The following is a 14,895-nucleotide window of genomic DNA, read 5'->3' as shown; positions in this document are numbered from 1 at the left end:
CGCCCGTGGAACCGCTCAACGCACGCTCGATGCTCGACGCCGCGACCAGCGCTGCGGCGAAGCCCGCTGACCAACCCTTCGTCGAGCGCCGTCGCCGGCTGACGCCCGCAGCGCTCGAAGTCGTCAACCAGAAGGTCGCCCGCGCCTATTCGCCGATCGTGATCGCCGGCTTCGTGCGCCTCGCCGACTTCACGCTGCTGAGCCTCGTCGGCATCGCGCTCTATGCCGGCTATGTGATGCCCCACGCCGGCTTCAACTGGCTCTACCCTGCAGAGATCATCGCGGTGGCGGTCGCCGCCGTGATCTGCTTCCAGGCCGCCGACATCTATCAGGTGCAGTTGTTCCGCGGGCAGCTCCGGCAGATGACGCGGATGATCTCGTCCTGGTCGTTCGTCTTCCTGCTGTTCATCGGCATCTCCTTTTTCGCCAAATACGGCAGCGAAATCTCGCGGCTTTGGCTGGTCGGCTTCTACGCCCTCGGGCTCGCCACACTGATGGCCGAGCGCCTGGTGCTGCGCTCGCTGGTGCGCGGCTGGGCGCGCCAGGGCCGGCTCGACCGCCGCACCATCATCGTTGGCTCCGACAGCAACGGCGAGCAGCTGGTCGAGGCGCTGAAGGCGCAGGAGGATTCCGACATCCACGTGCTCGGCGTGTTCGACGACCGCAACGACAGCCGGGCGCTCGACACCTGCGCCGGCGCGCGCAAGCTCGGCAAGGTCGACGACATCGTCGAATTCGCCCGCCGCACCCGCGTCGATCTCGTGCTGTTCGCGCTGCCGATCTCGGCGGAGACGCGCATCCTCGAGATGCTGAAGAAGCTCTGGGTGCTACCGGTCGACATCCGCCTCTCCGCGCACACCAACAAGCTGCGCTTCCGGCCCCGCTCCTATTCCTATCTCGGCGAGGTGCCGACACTCGACGTGTTCGAGGCGCCGATCACCGACTGGGATCTGGTGATGAAATGGCTGTTCGACCGCGTCGTCGGCAGCCTCGCGCTGCTCGCAGCGCTTCCGGTGATGGGATTGGTGGCGCTGGCAGTCAAGTTGACCAGCCCCGGACCGGTGCTGTTCCGCCAGAAGCGCTTCGGCTTCAACAACGAGCGCATCGACGTCTACAAGTTCCGCTCGATGTATCATCATCAGGCCGATCCGACGGCGTCGAAGGTCGTGACCAAGAACGATCCGCGCGTCACCCCCGTCGGCCGCTTCATCCGCAAGACCAGCCTCGACGAGCTGCCGCAGCTCTTCAACGTGGTCTTCTCCGGCAATCTCTCCCTGGTCGGCCCGCGCCCGCATGCGGTGCAGGGCAAGCTGCAGAGCCGGCTGTTCGACGAGGCCGTCGACGGCTATTTCGCCCGCCACCGGGTCAAGCCCGGCATCACCGGCTGGGCCCAGATCAACGGTTGGCGCGGCGAGATCGACAACGAAGAGAAGATCCAGAAGCGCGTCGAGTTCGACCTCTATTACATCGAGAACTGGTCGGTGCTGTTCGACCTCTACATTCTCCTGAAGACGCCGATCTCGCTGCTGACCAAGAACGAGAACGCGTATTGAATTGAGTTTCTGGATCGCCCGGTCAAGCCGGGCGATGACAGCGGAAGTTGTGGCGTGAGAGTTGCGTAAGCGTATGAGCGTGTGATGGCGTATGCGGCGACAGCCGGGGAGATGAATGCAGCGGTCCGTGCCGCGCCCGGCGTGCTGGCGCTGCAGCGCGCGCTGGTGTGGCTGGTCGGCGCCGCCGGCGCGGTCGTCTTCATCGAGCCGAGCCCCTACGAGATCATGACGCTGCTCGCGGCGGTCACGTTCTTCGCCACCGGCCTTCGCTTGCGGCTCGCGTTGATGCCGCTGCTCGCGCTGCTGGTCCTGCTCAATGTCGGCTACACGATCAGCGCGATTCCGCTGTTCGAGCAATCCGAGGTGGTGAGCTGGATCGCGACCTCCTGGTACATGGCGGTGACAGTGGTGTTCTTCGCCATGGTGATGTCCGAGGATACGCTGGCCCGGCTCGACATGCTCCGCCGCGGGCTCGTGGTCGGCGCGATGGTCGCCTCGGTGCTGGCGGTCGCCGGCTACTTCCACCTGGTACCCGGCGGCAACGACCTCCTCACGCTCTACGGACGCGCGCGCGGCACGTTCAAGGACCCGAACGTGCTCGGCGCCTTCCTGATCCTGCCGGCGCTGTTCTCGCTCCAGAGCGTGGTTTCGGACAAGCTCGGAAAGGCCTTCCGCAACGTCTTCGCCTTCGCCATCATGTCGCTGGCGATCCTGCTCGCGTTCTCGCGTGCCGCCTGGGGCGGCCTCGTGCTGACCTCCGCCTTCATGCTGGCGTTGATGGTGCTGACCGGCCGCACCAACGCGCAACGCTCGCGCATCGTCATCATGGCGATCGTGGCCGCCGTGCTGGGGCTGGCGCTGATCGCCGTGCTGCTGTCGTTCGATTCCACCGCCGAGATGTTCAAGCAGCGCGCGAGTTTCGACCAGAGCTACGACGAAGGCCGCTTCGGCCGGTTCGGTCGCCACATCCTGGGTGCGGAGATGGCGCTCGACATGCCGTTCGGCATCGGCCCCCTGCAATTCCACCGCTTCTTTCCCGAGGACACCCACAACTCCTACCTCAACGCGTTCATGTCCGGCGGCTGGCTGTCCGGCGTGTGCTATCCGGCGCTGGTCTTCACCACCGTGATCATGGGCTTCAGGCACGTCTTCGTTCCCGTGCCCTGGCAGCGCGCTTATCTGGCCGTGTTCTCCGCCTTCGTCGGCACCGTCGGCGAAAGCCTCGTGATCGACACCGACCACTGGCGGCACTTCTGGATGATGCTGGGCGCGATGTGGGGCATGATCGCCGCCGCGCAGATCTACAAGGTCAGGGCTGACGAGGACGCGTCTTCAGCTTGAGGGCCGGACGCTTTTCCGGCGGCGTGTCGAGCAGGCTCTTCAGCGCTTCGGTTGCCGCGAGCACGCCCTTGTAGCCCTCATTGGCGAAGCGCAGCAGCAGACGCAGCTCCTCGTCGGAATAGCCGTTGCAGACCTTCTCCATGGCCTGCTGCATCGGCACGTAGAACTGGCTGAGCTTGTCGATCGCCTCGGGCACGACGGCGATGAAGACCTTGCGGCGGTCGGCCTCGTCCCGCTCGCGGCGCACCAGCCCCGCCGTCTCGAGCCGGTCGACCACGCCGGTGATGGCGCCCGTCGTGAGGCCCGTGACCTCGGCGAGCCTGCCTGCTGTGACGCGGCCCTCGAGATAGAGGATGTCCATGCATTCGAGGTCGGAATTGGCAATTCCGGCAACGTTCGCAACGGTCTGACCATAGAGCACGCCCTGCGCGGATGACCTGCGCATCGCCTCCTCCAATTCCCCGAGCAACACCGCGCGCGCCTTCGTCCTTGACAAGGCCGACCTCTTCTCTTACTCGATATATATCTTAGTCACTAAGATATTTAGCGACCGTAATTTCTCCTAGCACCACGGAAACGTCGGGAGCAAGCTATGTCCACTCGTCCCCGCAAGGCCCTGATCATCGGCGCCGGCATCGCCGGCCCCGTGGCCGCGATCCTGCTGCGCCGCGCCGGCATCGAATCCGCGATCTACGAGGCCTGGCCCTATTCGAAGGGCATCGGCGGCGGCCTTCAGATCGCGCCGAACGGCATGCATGTGATGGACGAAATCGGCCTTGCAAACGAGCTGATCAGCCGCGGCTCGGTCGCGGAGGCCTTCGACTTCTATTCGCAAGGAGGCGCCAAGCTCGGCTCGATCAACCGCGACATGGCACGGCGCTTCGGCCAGCCGGCCGTCAATGTCTGCCGTGCCACGCTGAACGAGATGCTGATTGACAAGGCCTGGTGCGCCTGCGTCTCGCTCTATTTCGAGAAGCGGCTGATCAAGGTCGAGGACCGCGGCGACCAGCCTGTCATTGCCTATTTCGCCGACGGCACCACCGCCGAGGGCGATTTCCTGATCGGTGCCGACGGCGTCCACTCCGTGACGCGCCGTCAGGTGGTGCCGGACGGACCGCAGCCTTTCGATACCGGACTGATCGGCTTCGGCGGCTTCGCGCCGCACGCCGTCCTCGACGGCAGGTCGATCAGCCGGCACGTCGAGACCACGTTCGGCCAGAGCGGTTTCTTCGGATACGGCTATTGCAGCCCGGATCCGAACGACGGCGTGATGTGGTGGAGCACGCAGCCTGCGCACGGCATGGACGCGGCGATGTTTCGCGCGCTCGACCACGCGACACTGAAGCAGCATCTGCGCGGCTTCCACCGCGGCTGGCACGATCCGATCCCTGGCATCATCGAGGCCGCCGAGAATATCGTGGTCACCGACACGCTCGACGTCGCGACCCTGCCGGCCTGGTCGCGCAAGCGTTCGCTGCTGATCGGGGACGCCGCGCACGCGACGAGCCCCCATGCCGGCCAGGGCGCCTCGCTGGCGCTCGAGGATGCGATGCGGCTCGCGCGCCTGATGCAGGAGGGCCAGGAACTCGGCGCCACGTTCCAGGCCTTCGAGGCCGAGCGTCGCCCGCGCACCGAGAAGATCGTCGCCATCGCCCGCCGCAACGGCAACAGCAAGCGCGAATTCAGCGCCGGCGGCGCGTGGGTTCGCAATCAGATGATGAAGTGGCTATTGCCGCTCGGCGCCAAGGGCATGGACTTCATGTACGCATATGACGCTCGGGCGGTGTAGCGGCGAGCTGCCGGGTGGGCAAAGGCGCAATGTGCCGTGCCCACCATGTTTCCAGGCATTCGACAGAAGACGTGGGCACGCTTCGCTTTGCCCACCCTAGGGAAGCTACGCCCGGGCTTCCACCTCGAACCTCAAGCCGGCGTGATCGACCAGCCGCTTGATCAGTCTGTGCTGCATCGCGGCGCCCGGCGTCCAGAGACCGGCCGGAACATCCGGCGTGTCTCGTAGCAGGCAGATGGCGCATTCGGAGATGATCTTCGCCGTTGACGCATAGCCCGGATCGAGATCGCCCTTCACCGCCGCGCGGACCTGACGGCCATCGGGCGCGGTCGCGACATAGAGCAGGTCGTAACGACCATTGTCGCGCTCTTCCTTCGACGGTCCGTCGCCCGGCTTGAGCGCTTCAGGGCCGGTCTTTTCGCTGTTGGCGGCCATGACGAGCTTCGCGTTGGCCTGCCCCTCATCGCCTGCACCGGTCAGCACCATCTCGTCGTAGACGAACTCCCTGCCATACGGAAATCCCATCAGCATGTTGGAGCGATGGACGTTGCGCGTATTGAGGATCGCCATCGCGAACGGGGCGGACCAGGATTGCAAATCCTCCTCGAAGACAGGCTTGTTGCCGCGCGGCTGTTTGGGCCCCTCGAAGCCGGGCGTGAATGCGAAGGGGTCCTTGAGGATCGGCACCAGGCTGAGGTCCCGCGCCACCGCTTCGAAAGTGACCCTTGCGCTTGCCGAGGTGCCGCCGGAGAACTTCCAGCTGAGGTCGCGGACGCGTCCCTTGACGCGCGGAGCCGGCGCACCGAACACGCGCCTTGCCTCCTCCTGCACGAAGAACGCACCGAGCTCGAACGGCACGGAATCGAAACCGCAGGAGAACATGATGCGCGCGCCGCTCGCCTTGGCGGCCGCCTCGTGCCTGTCGATCATCTGCTTCAGCCAGATCGGCTCGCCGCACAGATCCATATAGTCCGTGCCCGATGCGGCGCAGGCCGCAACCAGATCAGAGCCATAGATCTGGTACGGGCCGACGGTGGTGATGACCAGCTTCGCCTGATCGACCATCGCCCGCAGCGACGCGGGATCGGCTGCGTCCGCGACGATGAGCGGCGTGTCCTGAGGCGCGCCGATCGCGTCGCGAACGGAGGCGAGCTTATCCTTGCTGCGCCCCGCCATCGCCCATGTCGGCGCGCCGTCGCCGACATAGTGCGCGGCGAGATATTCGGCGACGAGCTGGCCGGTATATCCGGTTGCGCCATAGAGGACGATGTCGAACGTCGCGGGCACGGATCACGCCTCCTGCAGCACCGTGGACTCCTAAGCTTCCACCCTGAACGTCAGCCCCGCATTGTCCTGCAGCCGCTTGATCAGCTTGTGCTGCATCGCCGCGCCTGGTGTCCAGAAGCCGGCCGGAACATCCGTCGCGTCGCGCAGCAGGCACATCGCGCATTCGGAGATCATCTTCGAGGTCGAGCCGTAGCCGGGATCGCGGTCGCCGGTGACACCGGCGCGGACCGTGCGGCCATCGGGCGCGATCGCGACATAGAGCAGATTGAAGAGCCCCTTCTCGCGTTCCTCCTTCGACGGCCCCTCGCCCGGCTTCGGCGCGTTCGGACCGGTCTTCTCGGCGTTGGCCGCCATCACGCGCTTGGCGTTGGCCTCGCCCTTCTCGCCGGGGCCGGTCAAGACCATCTCGTCGTAGACGAAGTCCTGGCCATAGGGGAAACCCATCAGCATGTTGGAGCGATGGACGTTGCGCGTGTTGATCAGCGCCATCATGAACGGCGCGGCCCAGGAATTCAGGTCCTCCTCGAAGGCCGCCTTGTTGCCCTTTGGCTGCTTCGGGCCGCTGAACCCCGGCGTCAACGCAAAATGATCGTTGAGAATGGCGACGAGGCTGAGATCCTTGGCGACCGCGTCGAACGTCGCTTTCGCACTCGCCGCGGTGCCGCCCGACAATGTGCCGCGCATGTCGCGCACGCGTCCCTTCACGCGAGGAGCCGGCGCACCGAACACGCGCTTGGCCTCCTCCTGCACGAAGAACGTCCCGAGCTCGAACGGCACGGAATCATAGCCGCACGAGAACACGATGCGCGCGCCGCTCTCTTTTGCAGCCGCCTCGTACTTGTCGATCATCTGCCGCATCCAGACCGGCTCGCCGCAGAGATCCAGATAATCCGTGCCGGTGGCGACGCAGGCCGCGAGCAATTCCTCGCCATAGAGCTGGTACGGACCGACCGTCGTGATCACCGACATCGTCTGCTCCGCCATCGCCCTCAGCGAGGCCGCGTCCGACGCATCCGCAACGATCAGCGCCGTATTCCCGGGCGCGCCGATCGCATCGCGTACCGATTTCAGCTTGCCGAGGCTGCGGCCTGCCATCGCCCATTTGAGCGAATTGTCGGTCTTGTATTGCCTCGTCAGATATTCGGCGACGAGCTGGCCGGTGAAACCGGTCGCGCCATAGACGACGATGTCGAATTTCGCAGAGCTCATGCTCGTCCCTTACTTTTTCGCGTAACTCACGCCCATGCCGGCACGAACGTCGCTTTGAATGCCATAGGGCGGAATCGGATAGCGCAGGCCGTTCTTGGCCAGTGCCTTCATGCCCTCGATTGCCTTGGCGAGATGCACGGGCTTCAAGGCCATCAGCATCTCCTCGTCCGGCACGCCGCCATAGCGCCGTTCGGCATAGCATGGCAAGGACAGGCTGGGCTCCCCGGTCTTGAGCGCCCGCCCCCACGAATCCGCGCAAGCGGTCTCGCCGACCACGCCCCATTCGAACTTCTTGTAGCCGGTATATTGCAGCCCGTTGATCAGGATGATCATCTGCCCGGGCGTCGCATAGACGAGGCAGATATCGGGCGGATCGAGCCGGCCGCTCGCGAGCGGACTGACGGCGAGCGCCTGATACTGTCCGAATGGAACCACGTCCAGCGCCTCCTGGCGCTTGCGCGCGTCCTCCGCCGTGCCGTGCCAGACCCCGACATAGTTTTCACCGGCGAGCCATTTGTCGTCCTGGGGGCTCAGCCCGATCACCGCGCGGCACTGCGCGCCGACGAGGTCATCCGCGGTAATGCCGACGGTCCAGCCGAGCCGCGAGGCCATGCTGACGATCTGATCGGTGGTGTGGATCGCATTCGGCCGCCGGATCTTCGGGATCGCTTCCATATCCGCGGTACGCGCGAACAGCTTCATGCCGATCACATTCGTCTTCAGCCGCAGCAGGCTGTTGAGATCGGCAACGAGGCCGGCAAGATCGATGCTGTCTGCGCTGTGCTGTTGCATGACTTCCTCCGGACGCAGCGATCGTGCGCCGCGTATTCTTGTTTTGCGGCTCTCGTTCTAGTCCTTGCCGGGTCGGGGAAGCAACTCGCCGGTCCGGCCCATCAGGCGGTAAACCACGAGGCCGATCCACTCGCGCACGGCAACTTCGGTTCGGCCGAGGCCATCCATGCCCATGTTGGTGAAGGACAGGAGATCGTCACGTCCGCCCATCCGCCAGTCGACCGGATAGGCCTCGACCTCAAATCCGGCCTGGCGGAAGATTCCCATCGAGCGCGGCATGTGGAAGGCCGAGGTCACCAGAAGCCAGCGCTCGCCCGGCTTCGGCGTCACCAGCTCTTTGGTGAAGATCGCGTTCTCCCACGTGTTGCGCGAATTGCGCTCGAAGATCAGACGCTCCTTCGGGATGCCCAGACTTTCCAGGATCGGCGCGGAGTAGTCGGCTTCCCGGGCGTCGTTGGAGACGATGTTGGCGCTGCCCCCGGTGAACACGATGCGCGCATTGGGATAGCGGCGCGCGAGCTCGGCCGGCGCAAACAGGCGATCGGCGGCGTGCGCGACGACGGGCGTGCGATGCGCCGCCGACAGATCGGTGTCGACCGAACCGCCGAGCACGATGATGCCGTCGGGCGCGCCGCGCGCGGCGTCCCACGCCGGAAAGCGCGTTTCGAGCGGATAGATCAGCAGATTGCCGAGCGGCGAGAACGCCGCCAGCGCCAGCAGCACCAGCGTGGTCACGGCAAGCTTGCGGCCGAGCGCGGCAAAGCGCGTCGCCATCAGCACCAGCGAGACGATACCGAGCTCGACCAGAAGATTGATCGGCAGCAGCGCAGCGCCAAGGGTCTTGGACAGAACGAAATACAGGGGAGCCTCGCGGGAATGATCTTGCCAGTCTGCGCGGGGCTTGACCTGCCCGGCGATCTTCAGACAGCTTCTTGAAAGATGATCGATCGCCGGGTCAAGCCCGGCCTGATGAAAGCGACCGGACGCGGCAAATGACCCATCACCACCTGCATTCCAGCCCCGAAACCTGCCATTGGGGCTTCTTCGAAGCCGCGCTGAAGCCCGTCCTCACCATCGCCAGCGGTGATGAGGTGACGGTCGACACCATCAGCGGCGGGCCGGACATGCTGCCCGACCGCGACAAGTTTCACATTCCGCCGGAGATGCACGAGGTTCACGCCAGGAACGAGCGCATGCTGCCCGGCCACATCCTCACCGGCCCGATCGCGGTCGAGGGCGCCGAGCCCGGGGACGTGCTCGCGGTCGAGATCCTCGACGTTCAGCTCCGGCAGGATTGGGGCTGGAACATGATCAAGCCGCTATCCGGGACCCTGCCCGACGATTTCCACGAGACGCGCATCCTGAACATCCCGCTCGACCGGACACGGATGACCGGCCGCATGCCGTGGGGCCTCGACCTGCCGCTCAAGCCGTTCTTCGGCGTGATGGGCGTATCGCCGCCGCCAGCCTGGGGCCGCATCTCCTCGCTGGTCCCGCGCGCGATGGGCGGCAATCTCGACAACAAGGAGCTTGGCGCGGGCGCGACGCTCTATCTGCCAGTGTTCGTGCCGGGCGCGATGTTCTCCTGCGGCGACGGCCACGGCGTGCAGGGCGATGGCGAGGTCTGCGTCACTGCGATCGAGACCGCGCTGCAGGGCCGCTTCCGCCTGACGCTGCGCAAGGACCTCAAGTTCGACTATCCCCGCGCCGAGACGGCGACCCACTACATGACCATGGCGATGGATCCCGACCTCGACCAATGCGTGGTGCGCGCGCTGCGCGACATGATCGCGCTGCTCGGCGAGACGCGAAACCTGTCGCGCGAGGACGCCTACACGCTGTGCAGCCTGGCCGCCGATCTCAGGGTGACCCAGACCGTCAACGGCTCCAAAGGCATCCATTGCATGATCGAAAAGGCCATCGTGCACGGCTGAGCGGACCGCCCTTCCCGACCTGCTGACCCCACGCCGCCGCCCATATCCCCGCGCGGTGCGCTGAGTCGTGTCTGATTTCCCGTGCGATTCCAACATGCTGAGCGTCAAGCGCAGCCTGCATTTGACTTCCGGCCCTGAACCTAAATAGAGTCTTAATCGTTACTTTTATGTACCCGAGTAAGAGGCTAGCGTTCGGGCCATGGCCACCGAAAAAGCCGAGACTGACCGTATTCCCGTAACCTTGGCGCTCTCGACCATCACCTATTTGGAGAAGCTGGTGAGACAGGGCACCCACGGCACCAGCGTTCCCGGCGTCGCACGTACCTTGATCGAGGAAGGCATCCGTCTCGCCATCAAGGACGGGCTTTTGTCGATCCGCGACAATGGCAGGACGTGAGCGCGCGCCGAACGTGAGGCGGACGGATCTCGAGGCGGATGGCCGACAGCTGCAACCTGGGACCGTTGACAAATGCCTGTTCTCTCACCGACCTGGACCGACGAACGAATTGAGCTCCTGAAGCGGCACTTCGAGGCCGGCCTTTCCTGCCGCGAGATCGCCGCCGACATCGGCGTCAGCCGCAACGCCGTGATCGGCAAGCTGTCCCGCCTCAACCTGACGCGTGGCCGCACCGGCGATGAGCGCAAGATTCAGGACAGAGGCCCGGCGCGCGCGAAGGCGGTCCCGCGGCTGCAATTCGAGATGCTCGCCACGATCTATGGCGACACCGACGCCCGCGTGGTGACAGGCCCGATCGACGAGGCCAATCGCTGCTCGCTGCTGGAGCTCTCGGAGAACCGCTGCCGCTGGCCGATCTCGACGCCCGGCGCCGAGGACTTCTGCTTCTGCGGCAATTCCGCGCCCGACGGTCAGCCCTATTGCGCCGGCCACAGCCGCCTCGCCTACCGGCCAACCGCCCGCGTTCGCGTGATGCGGGGCTGAACTCCACTTGCGGACATAAAAAACCTCCGGCGGGGCATCGCCGGAGGCTTCTGGAGGCTTAGCGTGAAGCTAAGAGCCGCAACTTTCGTATCTGGCTTTCAGCTATATAGCTTAGTAACTCATGTAAGTAAATTAATCTGGGACGCTTGAATCGCATGGCTCGTCTTCGTCCGCCGCACGGCGATGAGGCGTGCGAGCGCCTGCAAAGAAAAAGCCCCGGCGGTTGTCCGCCGGGGCTGTGTCGGATCGAAGAACCTAGAAGCTTACCAGTTGCGCTGGGCGCGCAGCAGCAGGCTGTAGGTGTCCTGGTCCTTCAGCTCGTAGGTCGCTGCCGGCTTGGCGACGCCCGTCAGCGCGGCGGTCGTGATCGCGCCCGAGTACTTCTGATCGAGGTGGCTGTAGGTGAAGTCAGCCGAGAAGGTCAGGTTCTTCACCGGCGTCCAGCGGGTGATGACACCGACCTGGCCGATGTTGAAGTCCGGGTTGCAGGTGCCGGTCAGGGTGGCGAACGCGGCGCTGCCGCAGATCAGGCCCTTCGCGGTGCCGTTGTAGTTGACCGCGGCCCACGCGCCGTAGAGCGCCGTATTCCAGTACGGGCTCCAGTTGTGGGTGAAGGCACCCCGGAAGCCGTAGGTCTTGGTCAGCTCGAGCTGGCCGCCCGGGGCGAACACCGCGTCAGACACGCCGGCGAAGCCGATGCTCTGATAGGCGGCGTTCGAGCTGCCGAACATCGAGTAGCTGGTCGCGGCCAGCTCCTGGAAGTTGTAGCGGCTCGCGCCCTCGGTGTAGACGCCCGAGATGTTGATCACGTCGCCGGCGCCGGTCGGGATGTTCTTGATGCCCAATGCGAGCTGAACGGCCCAGCCCCATTTGTCTTCGGGATGACCGGTGGCTTCGTTGGCGCCGTAATAGGCGACATGGTTGTCGTGGGCTGCGACCGACGCCTGGAAGATGCCCCAGGCCTGATCGACGCGAACCATCGCGACGAGATCGGGCGAGCGGCTGCCGCCGATGTCGTTCGAGCCGTACGCACCGCCGAGCACGCCGGTGGTCGACATGCCCGCGGTGTTCCAGAGGCTGGTCTGGTAGACCTGCGTCTGGTCCTGCGCCGAGAACGCCGCCGTGATGCCCTGGCCGAAATCGGCCGTGTAGGTGAACTGCGCCACGCCGTTGGTGGTGCCGCTGCCGCCGACGAGCTGGTCGAAGTTGTTGCCGGGATAGTTGATCCAGGGCGCGTCGAACTGCGACACCGCCTTACCCATGGTGAAGCCGGCGAACTGGATGAAGGCGTAGTACACGCCGAGCGCGCCGCCCGAGGTGTTGCCGTCGGTGCCGTTGATGGCGCCGCCGCTCGAACCGGTGAGGCCGGTGCCGGCCGCGTTGAGGCCGATCGTGCCGCTGTACTGGGTCGCGCCCGTGGCCGACCCCGTGCCGCCGTAACTGCCGGTCGTCCAGGTGAAAACCGCGTCGAAATAGGTGCGGACGACGCCGTACTCGGTCGCGGTGCGCGTGTCGATGTTGAGGTCTTCACGAGCACGCATCGAGTAGTAATTGGTCAGGCGGTTGTTGGCCGCGAACACGCCGTTGTACTGGGCGCTGTAATTGCCGCCCGCGTTCAGCGCCACTTCGGCACGCACATAGCCGCCGAGCTTGATGCAGGTATCGGTGCCCGGGATGTAGTAGTAGCCCGCACCGTAAAGCGAGCAGATCTTGACATACTCGACCGCCTTGGCCTTGACGGGAAGATCGGCCGCCTGGGCTCCACCGACGGCGATCAGACCCGCCGCAGTGCCGAGCAAAAGGCTCTTCACCACTTTCATTTAAAACCTCCAAGTTGCTCATTTTGCGGAGACGGACCGTGAGGCCCCCCAGATCCCCGCCTCTCAAATCCGCTCGGCCGCTTTCGGACACCCCCGCATCGCGACGCGAGGAACGTGAGCGAACCACCTGCAACGGGACGATCGAGTACCCCCCACCGTCGGGGAACAATATGCAGCGCGTCGTTCGCTAATCAAAATAGTTTATTAGATCAGCTTTATGGTTTCGCCCGACCTGTGCTCCGCGCGCAACACCGGAAGTCAACGGGCTAATGCTGAGCTGATCATCTTTGTAATTTTAGTGACGAAATTACCCTGCTCTGCACTTGCGTCAGAGCAGGCTTGCGTGGACTATGGCCCTCCACGAACACCGGCCTGAACCATCGTTCACTGGAGTGACGCTGTGTCCGCGACGAGGAAAGAAGGAGCGCGTATGCGCTCGGTCGGCAATCTGGATATCATCAGGCGCTTCACCTGGGAGATATCGTCGATCAACATGCATCTGGAGGAATTGCGTCAGTTGTGGGCGAAGACGCTCGGCATCAGCGGCCCGCAATGGCTGATCCTGATGGCCATCTCCGACCTCGACAAGGACGAGGGCATCCCGGTCAACGTCGTCTCCAAGCTGCTCCACGTGGATCCGTCCTTCATCACCACGCAGTCCAAGCTGCTGGAGAAGAAGGCCCTGTTGCGCCGTCGCCCCTCGCCGACCGACGCCCGCGTGGTGCGGTTGTCGCTGACCGACAAGACGCAGAAGCACATCGCGAGCCTCAACGAGCAGTACAAGACGATTCGCGAATTCGTCTTCCAGGAGTTCGACGAGGACGAACTGGCGGAATTCACTACCAAGCTCGCGACGCTGAAGACTCGCCTCGAGAAGGCCTGCGTCCGGATCTCGCTCGACTTCTAGGGCACATTGCGGAAAAGTGTGCCGCGGTTTTCCGACAAGATCATGCCCAAGCGATAAAGCCGGGTTCAGATCCGGCGGGCGGCGGCGCCGAGCCGCGATTCGAGCCAGTCGAAGATATATTCGTTGGCAAGGCTCGGATTGTCCGCGTGGGCCTGCGCCGCGCCGGTCTCGGCGGCCGTGAAGACCTTCAACATGACATCCGAGCTGCCGAGCCGGGAGCTCTGGACGATCTGACGGGCTCGGTCGGCCTTGAGCCAGCCGTCCTCGCCGAGCGTGATCAGCACCGGACAGTCGGCGCTGGAGGCCATCAGCGGCGCATGCGGCACCGGCACGATGCCGACGTCGCTCAGCGCGAATCGGCTGGCGAAGAAGGCGCGCTCGTGCAGGTCCCACAGGCCGCCGTCGCAGACGGCGGCGGCAAGCCGCGGCTCCTGCAACACCGCCCGCGCCACGAAGGAAGAGCCCCAGCCATCGGCAATGATCCCGACGCGCGCGAAATCGACCTCGCCGCGCGTCTCCAGATAGTCCATGACGGAAGGAATCGCGCTCTCGAGATCGCGGCGCCGCAACAGCGCATCGATGAAATCGTCGCGCTGCTCGCCGAACAGATCCAGCGCCAGCAGCGAGAAGCCACGCTCGCGCGCATGCGGCGCGAGCTTGAACAAGAACTCTTCCTTGCGGTGGCCGGGCTCGCCGATGCAGATCACGGTCGGCGCTCGCACGCTGCCCGACGGTGCCGGGAGGAAGTAGCCCTGCAGCGCATGTCCGTCGAGCCAGGGGATGGTCACGACCTCGCCGGCCGGACTGCGCGCCGAAAGGTAGCGGCGTGCGCATTCCTGCATCGCCAGCACCGCGACCCAGCGGCGCTCGTCGTCCTGCTCGAGCGGCATGGCCGCTGCACCATAATAGTTCATGGCGCGCAGCCAGTTGCGCTGTGCGCTCGCCATATGGCCTTCCGCGAAGGCGGCCTCGGCGCGCTGCCGGTTGGCTTGCGCCAGCCGCTTCCATTCGCGATGCCAGGAGCGATCGTCGCCGCGCTTCAGCTGCCGCGCGATCATCAGGCATTCGGCGATCGTGGCGCCGCCCTCCTGGGCCGCGGTGAGCAGCCGCGTGAATTCAGCGGAGATGTCCTCTCGCTCCGGGCAGAGGATCCAGTCGTCGGAGAGGCATGCGGGTATCATCGGAGCTGCGCTCTATCATCGCGTTACCCCTGATTGACTAAACCATTTCAGGTGTCCGACCAAGACGCCGCGCGCGGCATTACAAGCGTTCGAGATCACCTTCGCTTGAGCGACGATCCGTGACGCATGCATGACATTCCGA

14 protein-coding genes are annotated in these 14,895 nt (G+C 64.9%); 7 read left to right on the top strand and 7 right to left on the bottom strand.

The features are described 5' to 3' along the window. Positions 1-5 precede the first annotated feature (5 nt). Together XH83_RS15470 and XH83_RS15465 are read left to right on the top strand one after the other, a co-directional pair. Positions 6-1,553 carry an undecaprenyl-phosphate glucose phosphotransferase gene (locus tag XH83_RS15470; protein ID WP_194407804.1) on the top strand — a complete coding sequence of 516 codons (1,548 nt, stop codon included), beginning with the start codon at positions 6-8 and terminating at the stop codon, positions 1,551-1,553. An 84-nt stretch (positions 1,554-1,637) separates the two neighbouring features. Then, complete coding sequence (locus XH83_RS15465) at positions 1,638-2,894, top strand: O-antigen ligase (RefSeq protein ID WP_194407803.1); 1,257 nt, start codon at positions 1,638-1,640, stop codon at positions 2,892-2,894. Here the strand turns inward: XH83_RS15465 and XH83_RS15460 are convergent. Continuing rightward, positions 2,863-3,339: a MarR family transcriptional regulator gene (locus tag XH83_RS15460; RefSeq protein WP_194407802.1), complete on the bottom strand. Its 477-nt coding sequence runs from the start codon at positions 3,337-3,339 to the stop codon at positions 2,863-2,865. The genes XH83_RS15465 and XH83_RS15460 overlap by 32 nt on opposite strands. A gap of 147 nt (positions 3,340-3,486) precedes the next feature. Between XH83_RS15460 and XH83_RS15455 the strand changes: the two genes are divergently transcribed. Beyond that, positions 3,487-4,683 (top strand): FAD-dependent monooxygenase, encoded by a 1,197-nt coding sequence (locus tag XH83_RS15455; RefSeq protein WP_194407801.1) that lies wholly within the window; start codon positions 3,487-3,489, stop codon positions 4,681-4,683. A 105-nt stretch (positions 4,684-4,788) separates the two neighbouring features. Here the strand turns inward: XH83_RS15455 and XH83_RS15450 are convergent, their stop codons facing one another. Genes XH83_RS15450 through XH83_RS15435 form a run of 4 tightly spaced genes read right to left on the bottom strand, consistent with a single transcriptional unit; the run spans position 4,789 to position 8,745 of the window. Continuing rightward, positions 4,789-5,970: a trans-acting enoyl reductase family protein gene (locus tag XH83_RS15450; protein WP_194407800.1), complete on the bottom strand. Its 1,182-nt coding sequence runs from the start codon at positions 5,968-5,970 to the stop codon at positions 4,789-4,791. A 30-nt stretch (positions 5,971-6,000) separates the two neighbouring features. Then, entirely contained in the window at positions 6,001-7,179 is a 1,179-nt protein-coding gene (locus XH83_RS15445; RefSeq protein ID WP_194407799.1) for a trans-acting enoyl reductase family protein, read from the bottom strand. A 9-nt stretch (positions 7,180-7,188) separates the two neighbouring features. Beyond that, positions 7,189-7,971, bottom strand: a complete 783-nt coding sequence (locus XH83_RS15440; RefSeq protein WP_194407798.1) for a DUF169 domain-containing protein — start codon at positions 7,969-7,971, stop codon at positions 7,189-7,191. A gap of 57 nt (positions 7,972-8,028) precedes the next feature. Further along, entirely contained in the window at positions 8,029-8,745 is a 717-nt protein-coding gene (locus tag XH83_RS15435) for a YdcF family protein (RefSeq protein WP_246776475.1), read from the bottom strand. 218 nt (positions 8,746-8,963) lie between these two features. Between XH83_RS15435 and XH83_RS15430 the strand changes: the two genes are divergently transcribed. The 3 genes from XH83_RS15430 (at position 8,964) to XH83_RS15420 (ending at position 10,845) form a co-directional block, all read left to right on the top strand. After that, positions 8,964-9,905: an acetamidase/formamidase family protein gene (locus XH83_RS15430; RefSeq protein ID WP_194407797.1), complete on the top strand. Its 942-nt coding sequence runs from the start codon at positions 8,964-8,966 to the stop codon at positions 9,903-9,905. A gap of 199 nt (positions 9,906-10,104) precedes the next feature. Next, positions 10,105-10,302 (top strand): hypothetical protein, encoded by a 198-nt coding sequence (locus XH83_RS15425; protein WP_007603456.1) that lies wholly within the window; start codon positions 10,105-10,107, stop codon positions 10,300-10,302. Between the two features lie 72 nt (positions 10,303-10,374). Next, on the top strand, positions 10,375-10,845 hold the full coding sequence (locus XH83_RS15420; RefSeq protein WP_194407796.1) for a GcrA family cell cycle regulator: 471 nt from the start codon (positions 10,375-10,377) through the stop codon (positions 10,843-10,845). A 263-nt stretch (positions 10,846-11,108) separates the two neighbouring features. Here the strand turns inward: XH83_RS15420 and XH83_RS15415 are convergent, their stop codons facing one another. Further along, positions 11,109-12,665: a porin gene (locus XH83_RS15415; RefSeq protein WP_194407795.1), complete on the bottom strand. Its 1,557-nt coding sequence runs from the start codon at positions 12,663-12,665 to the stop codon at positions 11,109-11,111. A 400-nt stretch (positions 12,666-13,065) separates the two neighbouring features. Between XH83_RS15415 and XH83_RS15410 the strand changes: the two genes are divergently transcribed. After that, positions 13,066-13,572 carry a MarR family winged helix-turn-helix transcriptional regulator gene (locus XH83_RS15410; RefSeq protein ID WP_194407794.1) on the top strand — a complete coding sequence of 169 codons (507 nt, stop codon included), beginning with the start codon at positions 13,066-13,068 and terminating at the stop codon, positions 13,570-13,572. A 65-nt stretch (positions 13,573-13,637) separates the two neighbouring features. Here the strand turns inward: XH83_RS15410 and XH83_RS15405 are convergent, their stop codons facing one another. After that, positions 13,638-14,753: an alpha/beta hydrolase gene (locus XH83_RS15405; RefSeq protein WP_194407793.1), complete on the bottom strand. Its 1,116-nt coding sequence runs from the start codon at positions 14,751-14,753 to the stop codon at positions 13,638-13,640. Positions 14,754-14,895: the final 142 nt, after the last annotated feature.

This window comes from Bradyrhizobium sp. CCBAU 53351 (genome assembly GCF_015291745.1).
Lineage (GTDB): Bacteria > Pseudomonadota > Alphaproteobacteria > Rhizobiales > Xanthobacteraceae > Bradyrhizobium.
Note: the sequence above shows the minus strand (reverse complement) of the source record. Positions and strands in the feature narration are given on the sequence as shown.

Excerpts from the sequence above, each read along its gene's own strand:
- XH83_RS15455 (WP_194407801.1), top strand. The coding sequence starts at position 3,487 with ATGTCCACTCGTCCCCGCAAGGCCCTGATCATCGGCGCCGGCATCGCC.
- XH83_RS15415 (WP_194407795.1), bottom strand. The coding sequence starts at position 12,665 with ATGAAAGTGGTGAAGAGCCTTTTGCTCGGCACTGCGGCGGGTCTGATC.
- XH83_RS15440 (WP_194407798.1), bottom strand. The coding sequence starts at position 7,971 with ATGCAACAGCACAGCGCAGACAGCATCGATCTTGCCGGCCTCGTTGCC.
- XH83_RS15445 (WP_194407799.1), bottom strand. The coding sequence starts at position 7,179 with ATGAGCTCTGCGAAATTCGACATCGTCGTCTATGGCGCGACCGGTTTC.
- XH83_RS15460 (WP_194407802.1), bottom strand. The coding sequence starts at position 3,339 with ATGCGCAGGTCATCCGCGCAGGGCGTGCTCTATGGTCAGACCGTTGCG.
- XH83_RS15420 (WP_194407796.1), top strand. The coding sequence starts at position 10,375 with ATGCCTGTTCTCTCACCGACCTGGACCGACGAACGAATTGAGCTCCTG.
- XH83_RS15430 (WP_194407797.1), top strand. The coding sequence starts at position 8,964 with ATGACCCATCACCACCTGCATTCCAGCCCCGAAACCTGCCATTGGGGC.
- XH83_RS15435 (WP_246776475.1), bottom strand. The coding sequence starts at position 8,745 with ATGGCGACGCGCTTTGCCGCGCTCGGCCGCAAGCTTGCCGTGACCACG.
- XH83_RS15425 (WP_007603456.1), top strand. The coding sequence starts at position 10,105 with ATGGCCACCGAAAAAGCCGAGACTGACCGTATTCCCGTAACCTTGGCG.
- XH83_RS15465 (WP_194407803.1), top strand. The coding sequence starts at position 1,638 with ATGGCGTATGCGGCGACAGCCGGGGAGATGAATGCAGCGGTCCGTGCC.
- XH83_RS15405 (WP_194407793.1), bottom strand. The coding sequence starts at position 14,753 with ATGATACCCGCATGCCTCTCCGACGACTGGATCCTCTGCCCGGAGCGA.